Origin of the sequence: Flammeovirga pacifica (assembly GCF_000807855.2) — a bacterium.
In the GTDB taxonomy this organism is placed as follows: Bacteria; Bacteroidota; Bacteroidia; order Cytophagales; family Flammeovirgaceae; genus Flammeovirga; species Flammeovirga pacifica.
The window spans coordinates 60,555-83,983 of the sequence record NZ_JRYR02000001.1; the positions used below are offsets into that span (position 1 = coordinate 60,555).

Here is a 23,429-nt window from a genome sequence, read left to right on the forward strand (position 1 = left end):
TACGAATAGAAATAAGGTTTACCGACTTAAAAGGTCAGTATCTGCAAAGATGCTGACCTTTTTGATTTTCTATCAAAAGAAAAGTGATCCATTACTTATCAAGATCATACTTAAATATCTTCGAACTTATCTTTCTTGAATTTAAAGGTGTTGATTCGAGTGGAATAGGTAAAAAGGAGCAAAATATAGTAAGAAATCTACTTTAAATTCAAAAACCCAAAAGAGAGTAACTGTACATATATTAATACATAGTTTTATTACTCACCTATTGGAAAATGGCGTAGATTTAAGGTACATTCAATCACTATTAGGACGTGACTCTTCGAAACGATCCAGATTTATACCCATGTGATTACTAGAGTAGTAAGTGATATTAAAAGTCTATTAGATAATTTGTAATATATATTAAAATAATTAATACTTTTATTTGTATGTTAACATCTGTTTAATATATTTGGGGAGCTAAAAATATTTGTGGATATGTGCCATATGGTGTATATTCTTAAAATTTAAGGGATAAACACCATTGAGTTTATCCAATGTTGTGCACAAAAGAATCAACTTAATAAATTAGAAATGAAACATTTAATTTTAACTGTATTAACCGTATTTACAGTTCTTTCAGTATCAGCGAAAAAATTTGAAGTGAAATTTGCGAACAAATCAGCACAGCAAATTCAACTTTTCTATCAGATTATAAAAGATGTTGAAAAGGAAGAACCTAAGTTCATATTTAAACTGGATTTATCACAATCCAAGTCTTACACGATTAAGCTAAAAAGAGGACAAAAAGTAAAATTCATAGGATATGGCTCTGGAGTTGAAACTCTTCCTGTTATTCGAGAATTTAATGACTTAAATAACCAGATGACTAATGAGATTGAATTGGTTCTTCCTAAAGTTGAAAAACTCAATATTGTCGAACTAAATGAAGTACTGGCAAAACTTGGAAACGATAATGTTTTAAATGTACTCCTTGATTCAAACCAGTATGTTAATGACAAGATGCCTCCCTTGGGAGCTTTTATATTTTACAACTCTAAAAAGGATAAAACCTTAACATTAAAGCCGACTTTCTGGAAAAATGAAAATGATTTAAGAATTTTTGATAATAAATATTTCGACATAATTGACCACGTTAGTTCTGCTAACTCAGCCAGCTTGGGCTTGTCTGGAATACCATTTTTAAATAAGCTTGGAGCATCTTTCCAAAACTCTAATTTGCTTGAAATTATTTGGGAAATTGAAAATGCTCATTTTAAGCAATGGCAACCTACAGATAATAATGTTTTTCAAATCATAGCAGATAGTAGAAATTCAGGTTTTATTAATTCATGTGTAACAGAGATGAATACTGACTCATTAGCAGGAGGTGATTATAAATTGTTCTTCGTTTCTTCGATTTATGGTGTTGATAGAATCAAGGTATCAGCTAAAAAATACAATAAGATTAATATCAATGCAGAAGTAAATTTCAGCGAACCCGTAACTCCAAACGTTGAGGTAATAAAGCCAATCCAAGCAGAAGCCACCTATGGTTATATGAAAGAAAAACTATATCATAATGTAGATTCTTCTCTTAATTTATCATTACGAGTCTTAGTGCTTGACTACACAAGTGCTCTTAACACTCATATTTCAACAATAGCTAAACAAGCTCAAAAAGTGAACGCAGAGAACAGTGCAAATCGTTTAAAAGGGGAGATTGTAAATCTTTATACTGCTTTAAAATCATTGGATTCGACTTTGATAAATACTCAAGATGTAGAAGTTATAATCCCAATTGTTGATATCACACCTGACAAAATTTTAATGCCCCTTGAATTTGACAGTTTAGGAAATGAAATCACTCCGCTTGAGGTTTCCCAACTAAATACACGTATCAATCAATTCAATTCACTTTTATCTCAAGTAAAAGAAAAGAACTCGAAGTTTAAAGATACTTTAATAAGCATCGAAAACCTTAGTCAACCTACTGATTATTACAGGATTGTGCAATCTACAAATCCGGCAGTACTAGACAAAAGAGTCCTAAATGCTTATCTAAAGAGCCAAAATTAAAGTGCATGACAAAACCTAAACGCAATAACGCCCTACGGGACGCTACAGCGTTTAGCCAAATCGTTATGTCCCATTTCTTCTACTGTACTCTTTCTTACAGTCCCGTGTCCTTTTGGACATAACTTTCTTAAGATCTTATAATTCTGATGTATGATTTTTTCGTGAGATGATCGATCTGAAATTTTACGCAATGATTTCTGATTGTTATAAGCATCTTTACAACTTAAAGAGCAAAACTTTTTATCCGATCTCCCTACCAAAATAGGTTCTTCACAATAGAGGCATTTTTTGTTATTCATGAATCGTTATTTGTTAAGCGATGAACTTTAATTTAATACATTACTTTTTAAAAATAAGCTAGTATTACAATTTAATTCAACCGTTGATATTAATAGAAACTTTAAAATAGCCATGTATTACACGAGTATACCCGTGTAATACACGGTTAATTGGATTGATTTTATAAAATTTGTCATAAAGTAAAGTTTTACAAAACCTTTATTCATATGACAAAGTCTACTCCTGATATTCGTTTAAATCCGATTAAAATCAAAAATCAAAAGTTCATCAAATTATCATTCCCTATGACAGATGGAATGAAAAAGTTGGTAAAAACACTACCTGAAGTAAAATGGAGTAAAGAATTGGAATGTATCTTTATTCCAAATAGCTATAAAAGCATCCAAAATGTATTTACTACTTTTAAGGGTATTGCTTGGGTAGATACCAAGATGGTGTTTCAGAGTAATAGCAAAGAAGAACTAAGTAAAAAAGAAGTAGATTCTTATGAAACGCTGTATAAAAAGATAAAAGCCCAATACCCCAATACCCTCAAAATAGGTCAATACAACTTATTACATTGGTTAAAAAGTTAGAACTCTTTAGATATTCATTAAATACAGCTTTTATATATACTTCTATGCTTCAAAAATATATATTGTTTCTAGAGGAAAACGGATATCAAGATATTAGCAAGTTGGAAGATGGGCCTCAATCCAAAACTCTCTTAGAAATAGATTATTGTTTTCACAATGTACAACGCCCAAGAAAAAAAGATAAACTACCTGTTGTGTTAAGTATTGATGAAGTAAGGCAATAATTGAAAATACTAAGAATCTAAAACATAATGCGATTTTAATGATAATTTATTGGATTAATAAGTGAGTTAATTCATCTTGACCTTAAAGATATAGACTCAAAAAGAATGTTGATTAGAGTGGAAGAAGGAAAAGGCAACAATGACAGAAACACTTTATTATCTGAAAATACCTTATTAATACTTAGAGAATATAAACCAAAAAAGTATCTATTTGAAGGCGAAAAAGGAGGTAAATACAGTAAAACTTCTGTTGGTAAAATTTTAAAAAGAGCTGTTTTAAAATCTAAGATCCAAAAGAGGGTAATAGTACATACTTTACGACATAGCTTTGCTACTCACCTATTGGAGAATGGTGTGGATTTAAGGTACATACAATCATTATTAGGGCATACCTCCTCGCAAACCACTCAGATTTATACTCATGTGAGTACCAAAGTGGTAAGCGATATAAAAAGCCCATTAGATAATTTGTAATATATATTAGAATAATGAATATGTAGATTTGAATATTTAAAGTCATTTAGTAAATTGGAAACATAATTTTTACTAATAGTTATATGCCATATGGCGTATATTCTTAAAAATTAAGGGATAAACGCCATTGCGTTTATCCAATGTTGGCACCAATTTGAAAAATGACTGTAGAACAAAAAACATTATGGAAAAAATTAGAAGAATTCCAATTGGATGATTTTGATTCTACATTTACTTTTACCGACAGATTATGTAGAGAAAATGGATGGAAATACGAATATTCCGTACGGGTAATTAATGAATACAAAAAGTTCATTTTTTTAATCTGTATTTCTGACCATCCGTTAACACCTTCTGACCAAGTTGACCAAGTTTGGCATTTACACCTTTTATACACACGTTCGTATTGGACAGATTTTTGTAAAAATACTTTAGGAAGAGAAATACATCACGGACCAACTAAAGGTGGAAAAAGTGAAAAAGAAAAATTTGAAGATTGGTATTCTAAAACAAAAGAATTGTATTTGAAAACATTTAATAAAAATACACCATTGGATATATGGCCATCTTCAAAAGTAAGATTTGGAGAACTAAACTTTAGGAGAATTAACCTTCATAGAAATTGGATAGTTCCCAAAATTATAAAAGTATGATTAAAGAACTAACTGATTTATCACCAGCAGAAATCTTGCTTATTGAAAATCCTCAAGTAAAAGTTGACAAACTTGCAAGAGTTACTTTCTTTGACTTAATATTAAAAGAAGTACTCAAAATAGAAACTAATGGAGAAGCATCAAAAAAGGACAAGAAAAACCCAATAGTTAGTTTAGGGAAAGCATTTAACAGCTATCAACCATTAAAACACGAATCCATATTTCTGTCTGTATTCACAAAAGATAATGACCTAAAAGTAAAACTCTCAAACCTATTAAAAACCGCATTCGAAAAGATTAAAAATAGTGAAGACTATAAATTAAAATATATTTATTCTGACCACCGAATGAAACAATATTTTAAATCTAATTTTTTTCAAAGATTGTTAGGAATAAAAGTCATTTCAGAAAATGGAATAAATGTCCAAAAAGAAATAAAAAGTGAACTCAAACGAATTAAAACCAATACAACCAAAAAAGTTAAAGGCATAGAAGAAACACTACTCTCTCTTAATGGGAATATTGTTCTTATACCCAAAATACCAACCGAAATTTTCGAACTGATAGAAAAAAAGAAATCTAATTTCAGAAAAGAGAACTCTGATTCTGTTTGGGTCGATTATGGTTATTCAGATTTATACTACTATAATACGACCAAAAATCAATTCGATTTAATGGCTATAAATGATTCTGATTTTATTCCAATAATTGAATCTGTCAACGGATTTGATGATTCATCAAGCGATAGTGGTTGCGGTTCAGATGGAGGTTGTGGTGGTTGCGGGTAAAAAACTGGTGCCAATAATTAGGGCTTAGTTTGGTCTGAAAGACCTAAAATTAAGCCCTAGTTGAATAAAGGCGGTGGGTTATATATTGAAGTCAGTATGGAACTTAGGGTAGGCTTTTCATTAATTTGAAAGGTCTTTTTTCGTAATCAATTTTTCAATGATTCTTAAATCTTCTTTTCTACACACCTTTTTACCTCTAAAGAAGAATAGAAAAATACTTGAAAATCCTCAATTTAAGTAACTGTGCATACATTAAGACACAGTTTTGCCACCCACCTATTGGAAAATGGCGTAGATTTTAGATGCATCCAATCATTAGTATGGCATAACTCTTCGAACACTATCTAGATTTATACCCATTTGATTACTAGAGTAGTAAGTGATAGTAAAATTCGTTAGATAATTTGTAATATATATTATAATAATGAATATTATTTAGTAAATTAGAAACATTAATTTTCACAACATTCTACTAATATTAATCCTTAAAGAAACTCTCTTTTTTCAAATGTTATATTTTAAATTCCTTCTGTTTTTATTATTTATAATTTGTAATATTTCACCTGTAGAAGGTCAGAATAAAGACACTACACAAGAATTTTCAAATTTAGAAGCTGATAATGACAGTATCTTATCAAAGTTAGATTTACTAGAAGATAAAGAAGTAGTATGGTTGCTCTATTATTCGAAGGCACAATTAGATTCTACATCTTTTAATAAATTAATTTCTGTTACAGATTCTCAAATTGCTAGAAAATTTGCAATTGATGACATTAGTAAAGGGTTTCCACTTTTATTACTTTCAAATTGTAGATGTACGAGAAGTATTAATTCTGGTAAAAAATATTTCGAGCAGAAATATGATATATGTTATTATGAATATGGTTGTGAAGCACCACCAATTGAAATAATGATAGCATATAATCAAGAAATCTTCTCATATTTAACAAAAGTGTATAATAAAAAATGGTTACTTGATATCAATCTTGATGTTATAGGTTTAAAAGAAACTTATTAATAATATTACATTTTTCAACATCAACTAAACTCCAATTACGGTTGAAACAACCGCTCACGTAGTTTAGTCATCACATTAGCAAACTTAAAGATTAACCAATGAAGCAGACTTTTAAACTAAAAAATGGTGAAATTTCATTTGATAAAGAAGGAATATCAATCATAGACAATGCTAAAAAGCAATATAGTTTCCGAATATTCTCATCCATCCTTTGGACTTTTTATGGGATAATATCATTTTTAAGATTCATGAAAACTGGAGATCAATTCTTACTTTGGACAGGCTTATTTATAGGAACTTCTTATTTCATTATATTAATTATCACATTATTTCGATCTACTAAAAACAATATTAAAACCCACGAAATAGAATCATTGGCAATTAAGCAAAGATTTGGTAATAAATTTCTTGACATTAATTTGGTTGGAAAAAAAGTAAGAAGAGTAAATCAAATTGATAGTATCAATCACGAACTCAAAGAATATATAGACTTGAACTTTAAAACAAACTGATAATACGTTTGCTTACAAAATCTAAAAGTTATTTAAGAGAAATGGTTATTTGAGACCTAGCGCATCAAAGAATTGGTTTATTTTTAGGCAAAAAAAAATAACATTGCTTTGGCTAAGTGACAGTAGACAATTTAGTACAATCAAAGAATGCCTTACTACTCTTAGACATACATTGGCCTTTATTTTACATCGCAGATAAAATGAAAAAATTGTTTTTAATATTAATGTTCATTGGAATAACTAATTTATTAAATGCTCAATCAATAGATTTTTCTAGCATAAGGTTAAATAATTCTATTCCCTCCATAATAACATTAACGGAACTAAAATCATTAAATATAAAAATCGACAGTATAAAAGCTATTCCAGTTGAAATGGATATGGCTACTTTTGATTCAATAGTTTATGTCGGGAAGACCTATTTTGAGTATTATAAAAATATAGATAAATGTGTTTTAAGTGTTGTTGACTTTGATCAAGTATCAACTGAACTAATAATAGGTAAAATGAAATTTAATAATACAATAACTATTAGTGAAGTATCAAAATATTTTAATTTAGATTGTAGTTCTTTTAAATCAGCAAGAATATATAGAAATAAAGCAACATATAAAAGTTGTGAAATACCAATATCATTTAAAGGAGAAATGACAGACAGTAGGATGATTTTATTCTTTTTAAATGAGAAATTAAGTAGAATAGACTTTAGTAATGATAGTTAAACTAACTCAATTGTAATTGTCAAATTAAAATAGCGACAAAAAATACTCTTCATAGCCGTATCCGTTGGCAAACCATTTACATTAAAGAGGAATTACAGATAATATTAGGATAAATGAATAAGAAAAATGCGATACTATTGAATATACTCTTGATTAGCTTGTTCTATATTTTTCGAGTAACATTTTTCAACTGGATTTTTCTGTTCGAATTACTAATGTTTTTAGAAGTAATTGTCGTGTTGACTTTATTATTAAGGTTAATATCAAAAAAATATAGAATTTCTAAAAACATTAAAATGACTGTTGTTCATATCTTATTGGTTGTTTCTATGTTTATAATTATTGGTGATTTTATTTCAGTTGGGTTTTTAAATATATTCCATGGAAAGACAATTCAGATATTTGAAAAATACAATACAATAATTTCAACTGCCGATCGAGTAAGTGGATCATGGATTATCGAGGATAAATCATTTAAAGAACTTCTATCAGAAGATGAGTACTTAACTCTTCGAAATAATTTTAATAAATCAAGTCCATGTCAATATCAAGATGGGTATTGCTATATTGAGTTTGGAGGATTTCTTAAAAATATTGGTGGATATTATTCTGATTTAGAAGGAAGTCAAGATGACCCATTAAGTCTAGGATTCACTAGGATTAAAAGGACGAAAATTCTTACGGATAGTTGGGGTATTTATTACAGATGATTACCAACGGATAAAACCAATATTAATACTTTTACTGATCATCTTAATGCGGAAAACGAAACTTTAAAATTGATATTTTATCAATGCTAAAAGAGATAGATTCTATTATAAATTTATAAGGTTGATACAGTTTAATTTAAACCTTACAAGGTTCTTATCACTAGAGCATTAAAAGAATTGACATGAAGTTACTTATCATATTATTATTTTTACCAACAATTGTTTTATCACAAAATTTGAAATCATCTTGTGAGGTAAAAGTGGATACTCTTACCAATACTTCATATTATTTAAATGTGGATGTACAAGCAAAATCTATTGATAGTAGTAGTTCAATAGTGAAAGAGCTTTCAAGAAAAATGAAATTTAGTCAGGAGGCTAAAAGAAAGGGACTTGATGGAGTAAAGCTTTTTGCATTATTTTTAATCACTGAAAATGGTGATGTAACTGGTGTAAGGATTTTGAGAGGAGGTGATTATTTAGACAACAAGGCAGAGATAATATCAATACTAGAAAAAAAGAAGTATACTCCAGCAATTTGTAAAAATAAAAAAGTGGCCTCAATGCAATCATTTACATTGCAATTATGTTATTAATGATTCATAGAGAGTTACGGGCCACAATTTGACCAAAAAACAATAAATATTCGCATTAGATAAGAGAATTCAATACTAAGAACATTAGAATAACAAGAAGAAGAAAATACAATAGATATCCATCTGATTCCATCTAAGGTCGATCAAGAAATATTGGTGTTGATCGCTCTTTTTGTAGTTCTTAGTAGCTTCTTATTGTGGTAATTTTGAATTTAAAGGGAAGTCATTAGTTTTATTAAAGGACGGATCATTTAGATTTAGTTATCGTGGATGTAATCAAACTAATGGGTATATTAGAGGGCAATGGACAAAAGCAAAAGGTTATATAACTATAATCGCAGACGCTAATGATAATTTACTTGACTCGAAGTACCAATCTAAGGAAAACAGTATTTTACCAATCAATTTAGATAATTCGAACTTTGTTCTTTGTGAGTTGTATACCGACAGATTTGAAATGTCAGCGTATACCAATTCATCTCATCTAAATCTCATGCTATAATTGAGACATATGATGTTCTTCTAGTAGTTAAGGATTCATTATGCAAATAGAAAATGAAGAGAATAGCATTCACAATATTTACATTATTCATTTTTTCTGTCAACACCTAATGTCAGTAAATTGAGATCACTTAAATAGAAATATTAAAATGATAGAATATTTAAACTCTTTTCAACTCTTTACGGATAAAGAGATAAATGAATTTATAAAATTAACCCAAACCAGGTTGCTAAAGAAAGGGGATTATTATATGACCCAAAATGAGATTTGTAATTCATTGAGCTTTGTGAAAAGTGGTATTTTCCGTTCATTCTATTACTCAAATAATGACGATGAAATAACTTATTGTTTTACATTTCCTGACAATTTATTAATGGCTTATTCTTCATTTATTTCTGAAAATAAATCTGAAGAAAATATACAGTGTTTGACCGATGCAGAAATAATTTCGATAGCAAAAGAAGATTTACAAACCCTTGCAAAATCCAATAATAATTGGTTGATGTTTTTGAAAAATATTGCAGAGAAAGAATATGTAGAACTAGAAAAATGGATCTTTAATCATCAAAAAGATAAAGCACAACAGCGCTACTTGGATTTGATAACAAAACAGCCCAAGTACATTAAAGAAATACCGCTACATTATATCGCTTCATACCTAGGAATAACCCAAAGGCACTTAAGTAGAATACGTGCCAATATTAATTATTAGACAAATGTCCTACTCATAAAATTTCTATAGGTTATAAGTTTGCATAAGATTTAAACATAAATAAATAATCGTATGAAAACAGTAATTTTAATAGGAGCAAATGGTAAAATGGGACAGGCAGCTTTAACCGGCTTAAGTAAACATAAAGTGATCACAGCGGGACGTTCTGGCTGCGATTATACAGTAGATATTACTAGTGTCGAATCTTTAAGAAATTTATTTAAAGAGGTGGGTCATTTTGATGCAGTTGTCAATACTGTAGGAGTTTGCGAGTATGCCTCTTTTACAGAAATGACAGAAAAGCAATGGATGACGACTATTTTAAGTAAGATGATGGGACAAATAAATATTGTTCGCATTGGTCAGGAATATATTGCTGACAATGGTTCTTTTACACTAATTACAGGTATTCTAAACATCAAACCAATTCCTTTTGCAATAGCTGATGCGACTACAAGTGGAGCTATAGATACATTTGTGCAGTGTGTTGCCCACGAAATGCCAAGAGGGATTCGTGTAAATTCTATTAATCCAACAGTATTAGAAGAAGCTTGGGATGTATATGGCGAAATGATGCCAGGTTTTCAACCTGTTCCCGGTAGTTTAGTAGGAAAAGCATTTGAACGTTCAGTAGATGGGTTCATTAACGGTCAAGTACTTTACGTTGATGCTTAAATAATTGCAGGTAAAGAAATAGAAAGATTTTTTATGACCATATATCAATAACAAAGAGGTACTGTTTTAATCATCAAGAACGATTGGATGATTAAAACAGTACCTCTTTAAGTATTTGTGGATATTTATTGCTGTTGCTTTGTCGCAGCAATCACTATTTCTCTAATATTTACACCTTGAGGTTGATTGAAAGCATACCAAATAGCATTGGCAATATCATCTGGATTTAAAACACCTCCCATTTCATTCTTCCAATCTTCATAGCCATCCTTAATTTCTGAAGAAGTAGTATGAGATAAAAGTTCTGTTTCAACAGCTCCAGGGGCAATAGTTACCATTCTTACATTATCTGCAGCCGCTTCTTCGCGAGCATTTTCAGTAAGTGCATGAACACCGAATTTTGTACCACAATAAGCCGCATGATTTCCAAAGGTTTTTCTGCCTGCAATAGAACTGATATTAATAATGGTCCCACCTTGTCTACTTCTCATCTGAGGCAACACAATCTGCATACCATTTAAGACACCCAAAATGTTTACATCAAACATCTTTTTCCATTCTTGAGGATCTTGTGTAGCAACATCTCCCAATAACATCATACCTGCATTATTGATAATGGCTTCTGTAGGACCATATTTTTCTTCCGCTTCTAAAACAGCTGCTTTAAAAGTAGTATAATCGGTAACATCTACGCCTTTAATCATAGTTTCCGAAAGTTGTAGCTCTTCCATTTTTGCTACTCTACGTCCTAATAGGAGTAAAGGATGTCCATTTGAAGCAAATAATTTAGCAGTAGCGGCTCCGATACCAGAGCTTGCTCCAGTGATAACAACGAGGCCTTTTTTGATAGGTTCCATAATGAGTTATTTATAAAATGATATCCAAGCTCTTAGTTTTCGTACAATTTATTATTTAGATAGAACTTGGAGTAAATAATTTAATATTCTTTTAGTCTGAAACAAAGTGACTTACGTTTTTTAGTCGACTATTTTTTTATTTAAGTGATACTGATTACTATCTGATGGAGCGTTTTCACGATCATTTAAACCGTAGTCTCGAATCACCTGACACACTTTGATATTGAAATTAGAAAAGATATGATCCATCCCTTTTCCTTGTCCTTCTCTATGTTGAGTTTGATTACGCCATTGTTTTATCGCTTCTTCATTTTCCCAATAAGATAAGGATAGCACTTTGCCTGGTGTTTGTAAACTTTCAAATCGTTCAATAGAAATAAAGCCATCAATTGTAGACAATAAAGGTTTCAATTCTTTGGCAATATCTAGGTATTCTTGCTTGTTTTCTGGTTGAGGGAAAACTTCGAATATTACAGCAATCATTTTTTTTGGTTAGTTAAGTTTTTTACTGCGGCAAAATTACATCAAATTCACAATGTTTAGATAGATAGTTTTTAATTATTAACGATACAATGGATATAAAAAAAACGTTCTCCAATATAGAATTGGAGAACGTTTTTTGGAGTATATGATAAATCAATTTAAAATGAAATTTATTTTTGTATTATAAAACTTCATTTCCTTCTTCATCTACAGGGTAGGGGATGTAAACAAAATTGACAAAATCTTGATCGATCACAAATAAGCAACAAAACTCTTCGGGATCTTTATAAGACTTTTTAAACTCTTCGTATTTGTCTACAAGAATTAATTCTTTTTGTAAAAATTCTTCAGCATAAGAAATACCATAATTCCACTCTAAGAATTCTTTTTGTTGTTTCCCAACAATATGTTGTCCTATCTGTAAATCTTCTTTAGATACAGGAAAGATGGGATACTTAGAGAAATTTCTTTTTCTAATCTGATAAGAAGCTTCTTTTAAAACAGAATATACTTTAATAAAATCTTTAGTGATTGTACCAAGGTATTTTCCTTGACTATTTAATTCTGGTGTATTTTGCATAATCGTATTTCTTTGATCAGGAATTTCTTGAAACCAATTTATTCCCATTACAAAATTCTAAAGTATTCTTCATTTTACAAAACATATGATGAATAACCTCTGAATTATCAAGATATATTAAATGATGTAAGGTGAATAAGCGATGAAATCTTACTCAATAATAATTTTCTTTATCAATTTATGATCGATCTCTACTAGATAGAAACCTGCTTGTAAATTTTGTACCGATACCACTCCATCTGTTTTAAGCTGTTTTTTGATAGCACCAGATAAATCAATAATCTTAACATCAACCAAACTCTCCAAACCATTAATAGTAAAAGTATTTGTGGCAGGAATAGGGAAAATGGTGATATCATTTAAATCGTCATGAATTGAAGTAACAGCTCTTTCAATTAGTTCAATATTTATTTCTTGTTGTCTTAAATCATTTGTTTTAATAGTAAGGAAAGTGGCAGCCTGTTCATTCACTTTTGAGTGGTATTTAATCTCAATACCAAGTGTTTCTTGAGGTCTTAGAAACGTGATATTTTCATCATATATTAAAGTAAAATCATTGTTATTGATAGCAAGATCATTCAATTCAAGGATATCAGTCCCTTCATTTTTTAATTGAATTTTGTAGGAATTAATACTTGTGAAATCAATACTAGCAATAGGATCATCAGATGATAAACTCTTAATTTTAACTTTTGGAATTTCTACATTCATTCGTACAGTATAGCTAAAATTGTCTGTAAAAGGCTCGTCTGTTGTGATATTTACTTTCGTATTAAACACCCCTGGAGCCAAAGGTGAAGCAGTCATTTTAATGATTTTCTTTTCAGAAGGTTCTAAAATTAATGGTAATTCAAATTCTGAAAAGTGGATATCAAAACCATTATTATTTTCTGCTACAATAGCATCAATTCTGAGAGGTGCATTCCCTTTGTTTTGTATGACATAATTGTACTCAAAAGGCTGCTCATAATGTAAAGGACCATATTCTTTGATGTCTCCATTCCAAACCGCTATTGTATTGTCAGTATTGCTCATATAGAAATATGATTTCACCGTACTTCCAATCAATTTTACTTTTTGAATAGGATGCTGATAATCGTTTGAAGTGACAATGAGAACTTCTTCTAGGTACTGCTCTTTAAGATTTGGTGGGCACATCAACGTGATCATTCCATAACTTCCGATAGCTATTTTATCTTTTGGATAATCTACAATGCTAAAAGAGGATTGTTCAGCCTTTTCAAACCCAACACTTTTTACCTCAAGTGGAAGTGTTCCCTCATTTTTGACCAATAAATTGATTGTTTTCCCTTTATTAATATCTATAAGATCAAAATCTATTGGATAGGAGGTGGATACAATGTTTCCATTGTAATTTAATTCAGCTTCATGAAATTGATGATGCGCATGAAGTAGCAAACGAAGTTTTTTATTTTGATGACTATCAGATGTGATATCAATTGGAAAAGTCTGTTGGGCATAATTATGACCATTGGGAGAAAATACAAGTTTCACTTTTTGCCTTTCATTGGGGGCTATTGTGCCGTTTGTATAGTCAAATGAGAGCTGATGATATGGGTCGTTGACTTCAATAATATCAGTAATATTTAAGGTTTTATTCCCACGGTTTTTGATGTACAAAGAATCAGTAATAATAGCATTGTTTTTTGACGCTGTAAGATCAAATCCAACAGAATGGTGAAATTCATTTCCATCAACATCTTCAAAACTAATGGATGCTGCTTCAATAATCGTAGAGAAATTTACTTCAATAGAAGGTTGGTCGATATCTGATGTAAGGAATGTTAGTTTAACCTCCTTTGTGCCAATACTATCCGGTGTTAATTGTAATGTGATAATCTGAGATGTTGTAGGAGGAATTGTAATAATTGAGCTACTGTTTTGAATCTTGTATTCGCTAACATTATTCCCTTCTAATTGGACCCCATTGATGACTAAATCAGCATCACCCTTGTTTTCTATTAAGAAATCAAATGAATGTGTTTGATAAGGTAAAGCAGACTTTTGAATGTTATTAATATCAGAAAGTACCTTACCATCAATAGATGCTTTTACAATAGGAGATAAGACGTGACCAATCAATTTTAATTGATAAGAAGCATTTTGACCTCTTTCCAATTGATGTTGAATAAAAGTTTCAAATGTACCTTTTGAAGTCGCCTTAAAAGTAAAGTTATTATTGTAGGCTTCTCCATGAATAAACCCTTTTTTATCGCTGTATGAAGAAGTAATGTTATTTGTATTGCCTTTTAATTCTGTTTTGTCTACATACATATATCCTTTACCAGTGTTTTCCATTTCCAATGGTAAAGTGAGTTGTTGAACCTATTGTAACATCACCTATATCTATTGTTTGGTTATGGATAGGAAAATCTGAAGACGAAATGCTCAAATAACCATCATCTTCATTGGTCACAAAATGAAAACTAATAGAAGATTGTGTAGGATCTGACGTTTTAAAAGTGAGCGTATTTTCTTTACGTAAAATATCAGATGAGGCTGAATAAAAGCATGAAATAAACCCTTTAGTATTCGGAGCAATGCTTAGATCTCCTGATGTTGGGTAATACCCTATTTCATGGCTACCGTTTGATAGAATATCAGAAATGATTAACTCTTCTGAAGTAGAAGTGTTGTTTAAAATAATAGTGAAATATAAAATAGAAGAACTTATTCCTGGGTTTCCAAAACTAAGTGTAGCATTGTTATCTACTTTTTGTTCAGCTTGTCCATTAAAAGAAGTTGAAAGATTTAAGCTTCCTTGGCCATAGGTATTGATTGATAAAAATAGAAGCTGTACAACGACAGTTAAAGCAATAAAATATTTAATCATTAGTAATAAAGGGAATAGAGAGGTGAATAGACGTATTTATAATTTAGTGATGTAAAATTATTCTATTTATGTAAATTTAACAAAGTAAAAATAGAGGTTTGGCCAATTAATTGATGTGTATTTTTTTATTATTACAGTTTATTATTTCGTTATTAGTGATAAATCAAAATATAATCATGATATGAGATTCCGGAATAGCAATAAAAAATAGAACCTGATGAACTTTAACAAGCATTTGTAAGCGTCTTAAACCGGAGAGGAGAAGTGCATAAAAAAAGGCCTTCCTTTCGGAAGACCTTGCTCTTTAACTGATGAAGTAAGTATGTAGTTTAGTCTATTTGCTTAACTTATTGTTCGTTGAAATGAATATTACTCTTCCATGGTTTCCAAACTTATCAAAAGCAGCTACTTGAATAGCACCGTCTAATTGAATAGGTTGTGCATACTCAGAAGACTTTTCTGTAAGTTCTTCTCCTACTTTTGCATAGCGAATGCTTAAACCTGGATAAGCAATGTTCGCACTCACATAATTGTCTTTAACTTGAACACCTACTGGAGGGATTCTATAATTTCTACCCCAAGCAGCAAAACGATTGAACTCTCTTTGTCCTAATGCGTTAGCAAAAGTGTTCCACTGTTGGTCTAATTTCTTTTCGATGACTACGCCTTGTTCTCCACGTTTAACAATAGATTGAGCCCATGCTCTTTCGGCAAGTGCAATCATTTTAGGGTAAATCATGTATTCTAAACGATCGATACTTTTTAAAGTCTCTGCCCAAATAGCACCTTGAATACCTTTGATATGCGTTAACCCTTTTGCTGTTAATCGTTCTTTATCTTTCATCTCATCTACTGTTAATTCTCCGCCTAATCTTAGTTTATGATCAATATCGAAGAAATGTGTAGGTAGATAATTGAAAATGTTTCTGGTATCATTGTAGTCGCCCCAATAGAAGCCAGGTTCGTCTATTTCTTTTGTATAAGCCATATCAAAATATAAACTTGATACAGAAGTTAAGATAACGTCATACCCTTGATTGGCTCTTTTGTACCCAAAATCTTCCGTACCTACACCCCATGAGTTGTCCCATGCATTTAGTGTTAAGTTTTCAGGCGACATGCCTTCTGCATGATGAAGAATATCATCCCACAATTGAAGTTTTACATTATTGTCTTTAGCCATTTTGGCAATCCTAACAGCGTAGTATCCTTTTATTGCTTCTACATCTTTAAGATTGTTTTCTTTCATAAACTCCTTACAAATTGGAGATTTTTCCCAAACGCCTTTTGCAACTTCATCACCACCAAAGTGGATTGTTTCTAAAGGAATACCAGCTTCTTTGTAAATCGCTTGAAATTCTGTAATTAAAGCTTCTATAAAGTTGTAAGAAGTTTCTTGGCAAGGACATATGGTGTTATCATCAAAACCTTGTACAGAAGAATACTCAGAAGTATCATTAGGATCGTTCAATAAATATTTATTGGCTTCGGCATCCGATTTACCTGCTTTCTTTAAATTTTCTGCTCTATACTTCATTGCGTTAATGGCAATACGAGCATGTCCCGGGATATCAACTTCTGGAATAATTTCGATGTTTCTTTCCTGAGCAAACTTTAAGATCTCGATGTAATCAGCTTTAGAGTAGTATCCATTTGATACATCATCAATACCTTTTGCACCAGAACCATAAGAAGGAATTGTTGCATATGGAGAATCAGGATGTTGTCTTTTTGAACCAATCTCAATTAATTCAGGAAATTTCTCTAATTCAATTCTCCAACCTTCGTCATCTGTTAAGTGGAAGTGTAAGGTATTCATTTTATAGAATCCCATCACATCAAGAAGATTTAAAATGGTTTCTTTTGTTTGGAAGTTTCTTGCCACATCAATCATAAAACCTCTGTACCCAAAACGAGGGTAATCTTTAATTAAGGCTGATTTAATGGTAGTACTTTCTCCTTTTAAAGGTAATAATGCTCTAAGCGATTGAATACCGTAAACAATTCCTTTGTCTGTACCTTGAATAGAAATGTCTTCAGAAGTAATGTTCAATACATAACCTTCTTCAGAGTTAGGTACGTTCACCTTTTTCTCTATCAGAGCAATGAAATGTTTTGAAGTAGCTTTTTCAACAATTGCCACTTGGTTGTCAGTCGCTTCTTTAATATATGCTTGTAAAAGCTTTGCTTGTTTATTGGTTTTCGAAGAAGATTGGATTTCTTTGATTGATGTGATATCAATCCCTCCTTTACCTTCTGTAACTTGAAATGGTGTTGGTAATATCTTTTGAGAAGTATTCAATTCAACTTTTGATAAAGATTTATTTTTATCGAACCTGATGAATTCATCTTCTACTTCATAAGTATCTGTTTCAGAAATTTTTGCCATTTCTGGTGAGAATTGACCAATTTCTAGAGAAGGAGTATAAAAGTTCTCTTTTCCGTTTTCATCAAATACAAAATAGAAACCATTGGCTTGGTCTGTATATTTGATAACAGCACTATTTGTATATAAATCTAGAACTAGACTGTCACCTTTCTGTAAAGCTTTAAATGATTTAGAAGGCTTTACTTCGAAGAAGTCCCCATTAATTCTTTTAATAATTACTTGGTCGGAAACAGCTTCAACATCAACTTTTGTACATGGCTTATTATTAAAATACATAGACCAGTTTTCTCCTGTTAATGTATTATTGCCAATGTTTTTTATAGTTAGTTTAGCAAACGATTCACCTTTTTTATTGACATCGTTTCCGATTTGTTGCCAATGAATAAGAAGGTCATGTTTATTGTTATCTTTTGTTCCAACACATCCGTTTAGTCCTAGAAAACCTAGTACTAAAAATGTAATAAAAATTCTCATATGATTAGGATAGACCATTGATGATCAAATTATTTATTTTTCTAAAAGCAATCTACTTTTTAATAAGTGTATAATGAAAACTTTTAGATAACCGGTGAGTTTTTTCCGTTAAACGACAAGAAAAGCGGCGTAAACTGTAATAGGTTAAATTATAGCCGAAAATATACAATAATGTTGCTAAATTTTTTGCAATAAATAATTTTTAATCAATCCAGTATTGTAGATAAAAGTGATATATTATTTACAAATACATGGTGTTATCAACATCTATTTATCATCATATCATTAGAATACTCTTACAATATTAAATCCAAAATAGATCTCTCCTTTGGACCAATCTCCTGTGGCATAGGTAAGGTAAGAAGGAGGTAAGTTGGCTTGAGCATTTGAGAATAATAATTGAAAAACATGTCCACCTGTTTCTAAATCAACCCCTAAAGACAATGGATTGAGGTAAGGGTTTTGGGAAGATCTAGAAAAGTTATGATCGTATTCTGCAGTTAAAGCTACACGTTTTGAGACCTTGTAACGTCCACCAATTCCAACTACAAAATAGTTATAGACATCGTAATCGCTATACTTTAAGTTTTGTCTTACATACTTAGGAGAAAGTTGCAAGGAAAGATGATCTGTGAATCGACGCGACATTTGTAATTGAAACAAATAACTGAAGCGATCAATAGTTGTTAATTCTGTATATACTTGATCAGAAAGTTGAGTGTTAGCGTAAAAACCACCAAAAGCAACTAGGTGAATAGGCATATTTTCATGCTGTTCTAAAAGTTTAACTTTTAATGATGCATTGACAGTTTTACGATATGTCTCTCGTCCAATAGCTACGTTTATCCTATCAGTAATTCCATATAACAAACCGATATAGGTATTGGCATTATCTAAACCGAAAAATGTGGATATTCCATCATTTATACTACCAAAACGGTGAGAGATAATCATATGAAATTCCTTTTTGGAAGCTAATTTGGTCGACTGACCGTTGATTATCCTCGTTGCCTTAAATGCAGGCATTTCAAACTGATCTGCAGTATCCTCAGAATTTATTTCATCAAGTAAATCATCTTGTGCAAAAAGTGATGACATACCTATAAATATAGAAGCAAAAAGAAAGAGAAGCTTTTTCATGATTTTTCAAAAAGTCTTAGTTGAAGATGAATATGTACTGTTTCAGCAATTTTTTGATAAACAATTTTAGGAATCTTGATTTTATAATCTTCTGGCTTCACTATCAACTTAGTAGTGATATCGTAATGATTATCTTGAAAATTGATTTCTATTGATCCTTTAACGGTACGTTCTTCTCCATGTATTTGAAGTGTACCCTCATAATCATATTGTCCAGATTGCTTAGGGATAAAATTTTGAATATTCCCTTTAAAAGTAGCTTTAGGGTATTTATTAGATTCTAAATAGTTTTCATTGAAATGTTCTTGCATTAAAGCAATAGCAAATTCAAAACTATTAATGGGAATCACAGCAGCTATGTTTCCCGTTTTTTCATCTAAAATTCCGATCAAGCCCTTAGATTCAGCTTCTATTGGTTCAAAAGCAGGAACAGAAGCCGAAAATTTACAATTTCCAGCTTCTGTATAATATTTGGTTTGACTAAATGTGCTTGTTAAAAAGAAGAGAAATAGTACAATTGTTAATTTTGTAGCTTTCATTATTCGTTAAAGCCTCCTTCTGCCCAATCTACAATGGCTTGAATGTTTTCTTGTGACATTAAACCACCTTGTGGCATTGGGTTATTAGCATCTCTAATCCTAGATAGTACGTTGCCATTTTCTGTTGCTTGTTTTGCTGTTGCGAAAGTATGTAAACTTAAGCCAGCTCTTGGATTGGTTGCACCATGACATCCCGTACAGTTAGAAGATAATATTCCGGCTACTGTGCCTGAGTAAGTCACTGTATTTGTATTATCACTATCGTCATTATCATCGTTTGATGATGTAGGATTCGTTGTTGTAGGCGTTGTGTTCTGCTGAGGTGTTAAATCACCTTCAGAACATGCAACGAAAATAAATAAGAGTAGGAAAGTTAGAGTTGATAAGAATTTCATTATGATTGAGTTTATGATTTACTCCCTATTAACTCTAAACAACTTGATTTGTTTAAACAAATGTTGATTATTATCAAAAATAAAATAGGTGCTTGAGCTCAACTAAAATGACTACTCTCAGAAAATGAAATGTATATAGTTTATTCTTAAAATTTTGAAGTGATATTTAGCTTATTCCTCACTATCTGTGATTTTCTTAAACGTAACAAGAAACGACACAATCTTCCTAGTATCATATCACCCCCAATGTAAATAAAAATACTCCCGATAGGGGGATTAACTGTTTGGAAAATCCACTGATACTGACTCCATGACCAAACATGTAAGTTGGTTCCAATAACTTCAATCCATAAGACCAAACAACTCATGATAAGGTAAAAGCTACTAAATTTTTTACGGTTTAAGGCCCAGAAAAATAATAGACCTAAAGCAACACTAAGTGTATCATTGAAAAAGAAGCAAACGAATAAAAATAATAGAATAAAAAATAGGGTAAGTACTTTTCGAATAGCAGCTTTAGTGTCAGTATCAAAAAGTTGATTTATTTTCCAACCTAAAGAAAATACACAAGCATGACCTACGGGTACATACAACGGGATATTGTTTCCGCGATAGTCATACATATCTAATATCACACAACATAACAATTCTCCTAACCATGATAGAGGAATCATTATTATCATTAAATATTTGATTCTTAAGGAAGAAGTTGTAAAAAGGTATATAAAAAGCAGTAAAACTAAGAGGGATGTGATGAGTTTACCATCAAAATATTGATCAGCAAAAAAGGAAGAATCAAAAAAGAGAATAGGTAACCAAAGAAAAGCCAACAGTAGATGTCCTATTGTAGAGAAGTAACGTTTTAGATGCATAAGGTTAATAATAGAAACCTATCAATGAATAAATAATGATTTACAATGTGCTAAGATACTACTATTTTTTTATGCGTTTTAGTTTAGCCTAAATTCAATAGGTAATCTAAAATGTATAACATATATCTTAATGGAAAAACAAGAAATATAAATAAAAAGCTGAAAATGGAATAAAGTACAGTGCTATCAACATTTTTAACGGTATTGGTCGATTGCTGATAATTGGATGTATAAGATTGATCATAATAAGCTACATTATTAAGTAATGTATTTGCATCATTATCTAACTCCTTTTCAAATTCTGGAATTACCTTGTTGATAGGTAATTGAAAATAGCCTTTGTGAAATGGTATAAAGGCAATCATTAAGAACAAGGCAGATAATAAAATATACTGCAGTTCCCTTTTAATAAATACATAAATATACATGGCATCTTATCATTAAGTTTTCTCGGGTATGTATTTTTTTACGAATCTATTTTAAGAAAGTTGGAAGAGGAGGGTGTTATTTATGAAAGTTTGTAGATTTTAGAATTAATCTAAAAAAAAGCCATAACAACGGGTGTTATGGCTTTATATTATTTAAAATTAAACAATTAGTTTAATTTCATGTCTTTGATGATTTTATCAACTCTTTCTTCTAGTAAAGCATCCGCAGCATCAAACTCATTCACAGAGTTAATTGTTGTGTTAACGCTAAAATAGAATTTGATTTTTGGTTCTGTACCTGATGGTCTTGCTGAGATTTTAGTACCATCCTCTAAGAAGAACTGTAATACATTCGATTTTGGTAAATTGATTGTAGATTCTTCTTTAGAAAGTAGGTCTGTAGCAATAGAAGATTGATAATCTCTCATTTCTAAAACTTTAGAACCATTGATAGTTGCAGGAGGGTTAGCTCTAAGATCTTTCATCATTTGAGCAATCTCTTCAGCACCAGTCATACCTTTCTTCGTGATAGAGATTAGTTTTTCTTTGAAATAACCGTGTTCATGATAAATATCTATCAATTGTTCGAACATCGACTTACCTTCATTTTTATAGTAAGCAGCCATTTCACAAATCATAGAAGCTGCAGCTACAGCATCTTTATCTCTAACATCATCACCGATAAGGTAACCGTAAGATTCTTCACCACCTACGATAAAGTTTTCTTTACCTTCTTTTTCTTTGATGACCTCAGCAATGTATTTAAAACCTGTAAGTACATTGTAACAAGGCATATCGTTGGCAGCAGCAAAACGATCAATTAAATCTGTTGTCACAATTGTTTTACAAACAAAGTCGTTGTCTTTTGCTAAACCAGCTTTCTTACGAGCAGAAATAACATAATTAAATAGTAACGCAGCAGTTTGGTTACCATTAAGTAAGGTCCACTCACCTTTATGATTTTTGATAGCAATTCCTACACGGTCAGCATCAGGGTCTGTACCTAATAAGATGTCTGCATCAATTTCTTTTGCTTTTGCTAATGCCATACTTAAGGCTTCAGCTTCCTCAGGGTTAGGGTAAACAACTGTAGGGAAATTACCATCAGTTACTTTTTGTTCTTCGATAATGTGTACATTTTCGAATCCTAAACGCTCCAAGATTGGTGGTACCATTGTGATACCTGTTCCGTGAATTGAAGTAAAGACGATTTTAAGGTCTTTTTGAGCCTTGATAGCTTCAGGAGAAACACATAATTTCTCAAGCATATCTAAATAAGGTTCATCTACTTCTTTATTGATACTGACAATTCTATCTTCGCCACCTGTAAATTTAACTTCATCAACAGAAGCAATTTTATTTACTTCAGCAACAATATTTACATCATGAGGAGGAACAACTTGTCCACCATCATTCCAATAGGCTTTAAAACCGTTGTATTCACGAGGGTTGTGAGATGCTGTAATAACAATACCAGTATCACATCCTAGGTGACGGATGGCAAATGATAATTCTGGAGTAGGTCTTAATGCATCAAATAAATATACAGTAAAACCGTTAGCAGCCAATACATTAGCGGCAACTTCAGCAAAAAATGGACTATTGTTTCTACAATCGTGAGCGATAACCGCTTTTGGTTTACCATCCACTTGTTGATTGACATAATTTGCTAAACCTTGAGTAGCCATACCAACAGTGTATTTGTTCATTCTGTTAGTACCCACACCCATAATACCTCTAAGGCCGCCTGTTCCAAATTCTAATGATTTGTAAAAGCTTTCTGTTAACTCTTCAGGGTTTTCAGATTGTAATCTTTTTATTTCAGTTTTAGTTGCTTCATCATATGATCCTTCAAGCCATTCTGAAACTTTTTGTGCTATTATTTGCTCCATGTCT

Annotated in this window: 27 protein-coding genes; 14 read left to right on the forward strand and 13 right to left on the reverse strand. The window is 31.1% G+C overall.

Annotation, left to right across the window (positions count from 1 at the left end):
* Positions 1-244 precede the first annotated feature (244 nt).
* Entirely contained in the window at positions 245-352 is a 108-nt protein-coding gene (locus NH26_RS25710; RefSeq protein ID WP_242427342.1) for a hypothetical protein, read from the forward strand.
* A gap of 224 nt (positions 353-576) precedes the next feature.
* Positions 577-2,061, forward strand: coding sequence for a hypothetical protein (locus NH26_RS00245; protein ID WP_044224701.1), 1,485 nt, complete (start codon positions 577-579; stop codon positions 2,059-2,061).
* A 32-nt stretch (positions 2,062-2,093) separates the two neighbouring features.
* Here the strand turns inward: NH26_RS00245 and NH26_RS25200 are convergent, their stop codons facing one another.
* Complete coding sequence (locus NH26_RS25200) at positions 2,094-2,360, reverse strand: hypothetical protein (protein ID WP_139262741.1); 267 nt, start codon at positions 2,358-2,360, stop codon at positions 2,094-2,096.
* A gap of 207 nt (positions 2,361-2,567) precedes the next feature.
* On the opposite strand from NH26_RS25200, the gene NH26_RS00250 reads away from it, so the two are divergent.
* From NH26_RS00250 to NH26_RS00305, 12 genes are all read left to right on the forward strand, one after another.
* Positions 2,568-2,936 carry a hypothetical protein gene (locus NH26_RS00250; RefSeq protein WP_052432072.1) on the forward strand — a complete coding sequence of 123 codons (369 nt, stop codon included), beginning with the start codon at positions 2,568-2,570 and terminating at the stop codon, positions 2,934-2,936.
* Positions 2,937-3,229: 293 nt separating this feature from the next.
* Complete coding sequence (locus NH26_RS00260; RefSeq protein ID WP_317040992.1) at positions 3,230-3,634, forward strand: tyrosine-type recombinase/integrase; 405 nt, start codon at positions 3,230-3,232, stop codon at positions 3,632-3,634.
* Positions 3,635-3,795: 161 nt separating this feature from the next.
* Positions 3,796-4,287, forward strand: a complete 492-nt coding sequence (locus NH26_RS00265) for a glycine-rich domain-containing protein (RefSeq protein WP_044224698.1) — start codon at positions 3,796-3,798, stop codon at positions 4,285-4,287.
* Positions 4,284-5,075 (forward strand): hypothetical protein, encoded by a 792-nt coding sequence (locus NH26_RS00270; RefSeq protein WP_044224695.1) that lies wholly within the window; start codon positions 4,284-4,286, stop codon positions 5,073-5,075. Before NH26_RS00265 ends, NH26_RS00270 begins: the two co-directional genes overlap by 4 nt.
* Positions 5,076-5,318: 243 nt before the next feature.
* Positions 5,319-5,423 (forward strand): tyrosine-type recombinase/integrase, encoded by a 105-nt coding sequence (locus tag NH26_RS24950; RefSeq protein ID WP_084812014.1) that lies wholly within the window; start codon positions 5,319-5,321, stop codon positions 5,421-5,423.
* Positions 5,424-5,583: 160 nt separating this feature from the next.
* Positions 5,584-6,093 (forward strand): FEKKY domain-containing protein, encoded by a 510-nt coding sequence (locus tag NH26_RS00275; RefSeq protein ID WP_044224693.1) that lies wholly within the window; start codon positions 5,584-5,586, stop codon positions 6,091-6,093.
* Between the two features lie 98 nt (positions 6,094-6,191).
* Positions 6,192-6,605, forward strand: coding sequence for a hypothetical protein (locus NH26_RS00280; RefSeq protein WP_044224692.1), 414 nt, complete (start codon positions 6,192-6,194; stop codon positions 6,603-6,605).
* Positions 6,606-6,805: 200 nt separating this feature from the next.
* A complete protein-coding gene (locus tag NH26_RS00285; protein ID WP_139262744.1) occupies positions 6,806-7,327 on the forward strand; it encodes a hypothetical protein in 522 nt (173 codons plus the stop codon).
* Positions 7,328-7,623: 296 nt separating this feature from the next.
* Positions 7,624-8,037, forward strand: coding sequence for a hypothetical protein (locus tag NH26_RS00290; RefSeq protein ID WP_158021849.1), 414 nt, complete (start codon positions 7,624-7,626; stop codon positions 8,035-8,037).
* A 182-nt stretch (positions 8,038-8,219) separates the two neighbouring features.
* Complete coding sequence (locus NH26_RS00295; protein WP_044224685.1) at positions 8,220-8,633, forward strand: energy transducer TonB; 414 nt, start codon at positions 8,220-8,222, stop codon at positions 8,631-8,633.
* A gap of 650 nt (positions 8,634-9,283) precedes the next feature.
* Positions 9,284-9,847: a Crp/Fnr family transcriptional regulator gene (locus NH26_RS00300; RefSeq protein ID WP_044224681.1), complete on the forward strand. Its 564-nt coding sequence runs from the start codon at positions 9,284-9,286 to the stop codon at positions 9,845-9,847.
* Between the two features lie 72 nt (positions 9,848-9,919).
* Positions 9,920-10,522: a short chain dehydrogenase gene (locus tag NH26_RS00305; RefSeq protein WP_044224675.1), complete on the forward strand. Its 603-nt coding sequence runs from the start codon at positions 9,920-9,922 to the stop codon at positions 10,520-10,522.
* A 125-nt stretch (positions 10,523-10,647) separates the two neighbouring features.
* On the opposite strand, the gene NH26_RS00310 is transcribed toward NH26_RS00305, so the two are convergent.
* From NH26_RS00310 to NH26_RS00365, 12 genes are all read right to left on the reverse strand, one after another.
* Positions 10,648-11,379 (reverse strand): SDR family oxidoreductase, encoded by a 732-nt coding sequence (locus NH26_RS00310; RefSeq protein WP_044224672.1) that lies wholly within the window; start codon positions 11,377-11,379, stop codon positions 10,648-10,650.
* A gap of 120 nt (positions 11,380-11,499) precedes the next feature.
* Positions 11,500-11,862 (reverse strand): antibiotic biosynthesis monooxygenase family protein, encoded by a 363-nt coding sequence (locus tag NH26_RS00315; protein ID WP_044224666.1) that lies wholly within the window; start codon positions 11,860-11,862, stop codon positions 11,500-11,502.
* 181 nt (positions 11,863-12,043) lie between these two features.
* Positions 12,044-12,490 carry a hypothetical protein gene (locus NH26_RS00320; RefSeq protein ID WP_242427287.1) on the reverse strand — a complete coding sequence of 149 codons (447 nt, stop codon included), beginning with the start codon at positions 12,488-12,490 and terminating at the stop codon, positions 12,044-12,046.
* A gap of 102 nt (positions 12,491-12,592) precedes the next feature.
* Entirely contained in the window at positions 12,593-14,761 is a 2,169-nt protein-coding gene (locus NH26_RS00325) for a T9SS type A sorting domain-containing protein (RefSeq protein ID WP_044224664.1), read from the reverse strand.
* Positions 14,745-15,296, reverse strand: a complete 552-nt coding sequence (locus NH26_RS00330; RefSeq protein WP_044224661.1) for a hypothetical protein — start codon at positions 15,294-15,296, stop codon at positions 14,745-14,747. Before NH26_RS00330 ends, NH26_RS00325 begins: the two co-directional genes overlap by 17 nt.
* 334 nt (positions 15,297-15,630) lie before the next feature.
* On the reverse strand, positions 15,631-18,159 hold the full coding sequence (locus tag NH26_RS00335; protein ID WP_158021850.1) for a family 20 glycosylhydrolase: 2,529 nt from the start codon (positions 18,157-18,159) through the stop codon (positions 15,631-15,633).
* A gap of 285 nt (positions 18,160-18,444) precedes the next feature.
* Positions 18,445-19,299: a DUF5777 family beta-barrel protein gene (locus NH26_RS00340; protein WP_044224655.1), complete on the reverse strand. Its 855-nt coding sequence runs from the start codon at positions 19,297-19,299 to the stop codon at positions 18,445-18,447.
* Positions 19,296-19,838, reverse strand: coding sequence for a YceI family protein (locus tag NH26_RS00345; protein ID WP_044224653.1), 543 nt, complete (start codon positions 19,836-19,838; stop codon positions 19,296-19,298). Before NH26_RS00345 ends, NH26_RS00340 begins: the two co-directional genes overlap by 4 nt.
* Entirely contained in the window at positions 19,838-20,233 is a 396-nt protein-coding gene (locus NH26_RS00350) for a c-type cytochrome (RefSeq protein ID WP_044224649.1), read from the reverse strand. The genes NH26_RS00345 and NH26_RS00350 overlap by 1 nt, the downstream gene beginning before the upstream one ends.
* Before the next feature lie 146 nt (positions 20,234-20,379).
* Complete coding sequence (locus NH26_RS00355; RefSeq protein WP_052432069.1) at positions 20,380-21,105, reverse strand: hypothetical protein; 726 nt, start codon at positions 21,103-21,105, stop codon at positions 20,380-20,382.
* An 83-nt stretch (positions 21,106-21,188) separates the two neighbouring features.
* Positions 21,189-21,470, reverse strand: coding sequence for a hypothetical protein (locus tag NH26_RS00360; protein WP_044224647.1), 282 nt, complete (start codon positions 21,468-21,470; stop codon positions 21,189-21,191).
* A gap of 230 nt (positions 21,471-21,700) precedes the next feature.
* Positions 21,701-23,425: a phospho-sugar mutase gene (locus NH26_RS00365; protein WP_044224644.1), complete on the reverse strand. Its 1,725-nt coding sequence runs from the start codon at positions 23,423-23,425 to the stop codon at positions 21,701-21,703.
* Between the last annotated feature and the right edge of the window lie 4 nt (positions 23,426-23,429).

Excerpts from the sequence above, each read along its gene's own strand:
- NH26_RS00245 (WP_044224701.1), top strand. The coding sequence starts at position 577 with ATGAAACATTTAATTTTAACTGTATTAACCGTATTTACAGTTCTTTCA.
- NH26_RS00350 (WP_044224649.1), bottom strand. The coding sequence starts at position 20,233 with ATGAAATTCTTATCAACTCTAACTTTCCTACTCTTATTTATTTTCGTT.
- NH26_RS00315 (WP_044224666.1), bottom strand. The coding sequence starts at position 11,862 with ATGATTGCTGTAATATTCGAAGTTTTCCCTCAACCAGAAAACAAGCAA.
- NH26_RS00365 (WP_044224644.1), bottom strand. The coding sequence starts at position 23,425 with ATGGAGCAAATAATAGCACAAAAAGTTTCAGAATGGCTTGAAGGATCA.
- NH26_RS00305 (WP_044224675.1), top strand. The coding sequence starts at position 9,920 with ATGAAAACAGTAATTTTAATAGGAGCAAATGGTAAAATGGGACAGGCA.
- NH26_RS00250 (WP_052432072.1), top strand. The coding sequence starts at position 2,568 with ATGACAAAGTCTACTCCTGATATTCGTTTAAATCCGATTAAAATCAAA.
- NH26_RS00265 (WP_044224698.1), top strand. The coding sequence starts at position 3,796 with ATGACTGTAGAACAAAAAACATTATGGAAAAAATTAGAAGAATTCCAA.
- NH26_RS00345 (WP_044224653.1), bottom strand. The coding sequence starts at position 19,838 with ATGAAAGCTACAAAATTAACAATTGTACTATTTCTCTTCTTTTTAACA.
- NH26_RS00280 (WP_044224692.1), top strand. The coding sequence starts at position 6,192 with ATGAAGCAGACTTTTAAACTAAAAAATGGTGAAATTTCATTTGATAAA.
- NH26_RS00295 (WP_044224685.1), top strand. The coding sequence starts at position 8,220 with ATGAAGTTACTTATCATATTATTATTTTTACCAACAATTGTTTTATCA.
- NH26_RS00290 (WP_158021849.1), top strand. The coding sequence starts at position 7,624 with ATGACTGTTGTTCATATCTTATTGGTTGTTTCTATGTTTATAATTATT.
- NH26_RS00335 (WP_158021850.1), bottom strand. The coding sequence starts at position 18,159 with ATGAGAATTTTTATTACATTTTTAGTACTAGGTTTTCTAGGACTAAAC.
- NH26_RS25200 (WP_139262741.1), bottom strand. The coding sequence starts at position 2,360 with ATGAATAACAAAAAATGCCTCTATTGTGAAGAACCTATTTTGGTAGGG.
- NH26_RS00360 (WP_044224647.1), bottom strand. The coding sequence starts at position 21,470 with ATGATTGCCTTTATACCATTTCACAAAGGCTATTTTCAATTACCTATC.
- NH26_RS00320 (WP_242427287.1), bottom strand. The coding sequence starts at position 12,490 with ATGGGAATAAATTGGTTTCAAGAAATTCCTGATCAAAGAAATACGATT.
- NH26_RS00330 (WP_044224661.1), bottom strand. The coding sequence starts at position 15,296 with ATGATTAAATATTTTATTGCTTTAACTGTCGTTGTACAGCTTCTATTT.
- NH26_RS00310 (WP_044224672.1), bottom strand. The coding sequence starts at position 11,379 with ATGGAACCTATCAAAAAAGGCCTCGTTGTTATCACTGGAGCAAGCTCT.
- NH26_RS00285 (WP_139262744.1), top strand. The coding sequence starts at position 6,806 with ATGAAAAAATTGTTTTTAATATTAATGTTCATTGGAATAACTAATTTA.
- NH26_RS00325 (WP_044224664.1), bottom strand. The coding sequence starts at position 14,761 with ATGGAAAACACTGGTAAAGGATATATGTATGTAGACAAAACAGAATTA.
- NH26_RS00275 (WP_044224693.1), top strand. The coding sequence starts at position 5,584 with ATGTTATATTTTAAATTCCTTCTGTTTTTATTATTTATAATTTGTAAT.
- NH26_RS00300 (WP_044224681.1), top strand. The coding sequence starts at position 9,284 with ATGATAGAATATTTAAACTCTTTTCAACTCTTTACGGATAAAGAGATA.
- NH26_RS00340 (WP_044224655.1), bottom strand. The coding sequence starts at position 19,299 with ATGAAAAAGCTTCTCTTTCTTTTTGCTTCTATATTTATAGGTATGTCA.
- NH26_RS00270 (WP_044224695.1), top strand. The coding sequence starts at position 4,284 with ATGATTAAAGAACTAACTGATTTATCACCAGCAGAAATCTTGCTTATT.
- NH26_RS00355 (WP_052432069.1), bottom strand. The coding sequence starts at position 21,105 with ATGCATCTAAAACGTTACTTCTCTACAATAGGACATCTACTGTTGGCT.